Here is a 2,181-nt window from a genome sequence, read left to right on the forward strand (position 1 = left end):
CAAATCTTATAGGAAAGGGATTTGGAATCATAGTTGATATTGTAGGTGGAAAATCCGGAAAAACTCTTGCGTTGAGAGCAGAATTTGATGCTCTTGCTATTTTTGAAGATAATGATTTAAGTTTTAAATCGGTCAATCCAGGAGTAATGCATGCCTGTGGACACGATGCACATACTGCATATTTGATGGTACTTGCTAGAGAACTAGTAAAAATAAAACAAGAACTTCCGGGAAGAGTTAGAATTGTCCATCAACCAGCAGAGGAAGTATCTCCTGGTGGTGCCAAAGGTATGATTAAAGCAGGAGCTCTTGACGGTGTCGATAATATGATCGGGGTTCATGTGATGACTACAATTAAAACAGGGGTCATTGCCTATCATAATAAAGAAACTCAAACGGGACGTTCTAATTTCACCATTACAATCAAAGGAAACGGAGGTCACGCTTCTATGCCACAATTAAGTAATGATGCAATAGTAGCCGCTAGTTACTTTGTAACTGAACTCCAAACAGTAATTTCAAGAAGAATAGATCCATTTGACATGGGTACTGTAACTATTGGATCATTTGATGGAGCAGGAAGTTTTAATGCTATACAAGATAAAGTAGTGTTAAAAGGGGATGTTCGGATGATGAAAGAAACAACTAGAAAAGTCATCCGAGACCAAGTGAAACAAATTGCTAAAGGCGTTGGAGTAACCTTTGGGGTTGAAGTGATTGTAGATTATGACGATAACTATCCTGTACTCTTTAATTCAGAAAATCTCACTCACTTTGTAGTTGACAGCTTAAAAGATCAGAATATTTCAGAAGTCAATAATATAGTCGATTTAGGACCACAAAATCCTTCTGAAGATTTTTCATATTATGGGCAAGTTGTACCAAGTACTTTCTTTTACATTGGTGCACAGCCTGAAGACGGCGGAAATTATCCCCATCATAGCCCTTTATTTAAAATGAATGAGAAAAGTATTTTAATCGCGGCTAAAGCAGTTGCAACTGTAACTATAAACTATCTATTTTTCAATAAAAAAATGTAGATTTACAAATAGCAAGATTTGTAGCTAAAGTTGCTCCTTCGTTATTTAATAAACTTATAAAAATATTTCTATCCTCTGTCCAGAAAAAGGTTGTATTATGGACGAGATTTAATTCACCGTCCGTCAAACTACGATACTGCGATGTCACTTAATGACAAGGTTTTGTATGTGTCCACAAATTCCGAGTTCTCTGTCTTGATGACAAATAACGTTCCAGAATATGCGTTGCTTACGTCCGGTAAAGGTTTTTTGAAGAATTTGGAAGATACGACAGGGCTTCTTGACGTTAAATATGACAATGTAGTAGGCAATTATGATATTGATAAGGCTGACATTGTTTATTATGTGTATGGTTTGCTTCATTCACCCGAATATCGGGATATGTATGCCAATGATTTAAAAAAGAGCTTGGCGCGGATTCCGCTAGTCCGAAATAAAGAAGCGTTTATTCGGATTGGAAAGGAGTTATCTAATCTGCATCTGAATTACGAGAAACAAGTGTCATACCCTGGAGTGACGGTGTCAGTTAGCTCTGATGATTATAAAGTGACTAAGATGAAACATCCTAAAAAAGGAGCCTTAGACACTATTATTTTCAATAATTCAATAACTATCTCGAACATACCAGAGAAAGATCCACCACCAACAATATTAGATAATTCTCCTAACTTACGCTCTTCCCAATCATCCGTAAATCCCGGAAACCTTAATTCTGGAACTTTCTTTTTAACTGAATCATCTATTTTCGCCATAGTCCCCACCATTTTCTTGGTTTTTCTTGTTCTTCTATCCTTTTTTGATCTTTGATTTGTTCCTGCAAATTTTCCAACTTCTCTTTAAGAGCGTTCACTTCATCTTTATATTGATTGTCTAAGTGTTTGAATTCTGTTTCCTGTGAGGGCATTTTGAGAGCTTTTAAGCTGTCATTTTCTGCTTTGTATTCTTCTAACAACTTTTTATCTTGTAAGGCTAGTCGTTGTTGCTGATCTAAAAGATTTTGAGTTTGTTTTTGTACGTCTACTAAACTTTTTATCTGTTCGTCTTTAACAGATATTTGATTATCTTTATTCTTTTCCCACTTAGGGATTGTCACAGGAAAGTGTTTGTCTGAAAATGCGACCCAATACCTTAGACCCTGGCT

Annotated in this window: 3 protein-coding genes; 2 read left to right on the forward strand and 1 reads right to left on the reverse strand. The window is 36.0% G+C overall.

Features of this window, described 5'->3' with window-relative positions; all coding sequences use genetic code 11:
• A partial coding sequence (locus ABT186_RS47515; RefSeq protein WP_351930657.1) for an amidohydrolase occupies positions 1–1,040 on the forward strand: 1,040 nt, incomplete at its 5' end.
• A 75-nt stretch (positions 1,041–1,115) separates the two neighbouring features.
• Positions 1,116–1,847, forward strand: a complete 732-nt coding sequence (locus ABT186_RS47520) for a type ISP restriction/modification enzyme (protein ID WP_351930658.1) — start codon at positions 1,116–1,118, stop codon at positions 1,845–1,847.
• Here the strand turns inward: ABT186_RS47520 and ABT186_RS48255 are convergent.
• The coding region (locus tag ABT186_RS48255) for a hypothetical protein (RefSeq protein WP_502973559.1) at positions 1,780–2,181 on the reverse strand (402 nt) is incomplete at its 5' end. The two genes, ABT186_RS47520 and ABT186_RS48255, sit on opposite strands and share 68 nt — an antisense overlap.

This window comes from Streptomyces sp. NPDC001634 (genome assembly GCF_040298185.1).
Taxonomy (GTDB): domain Bacteria; phylum Actinomycetota; class Actinomycetes; order Streptomycetales; family Streptomycetaceae; genus Streptomyces.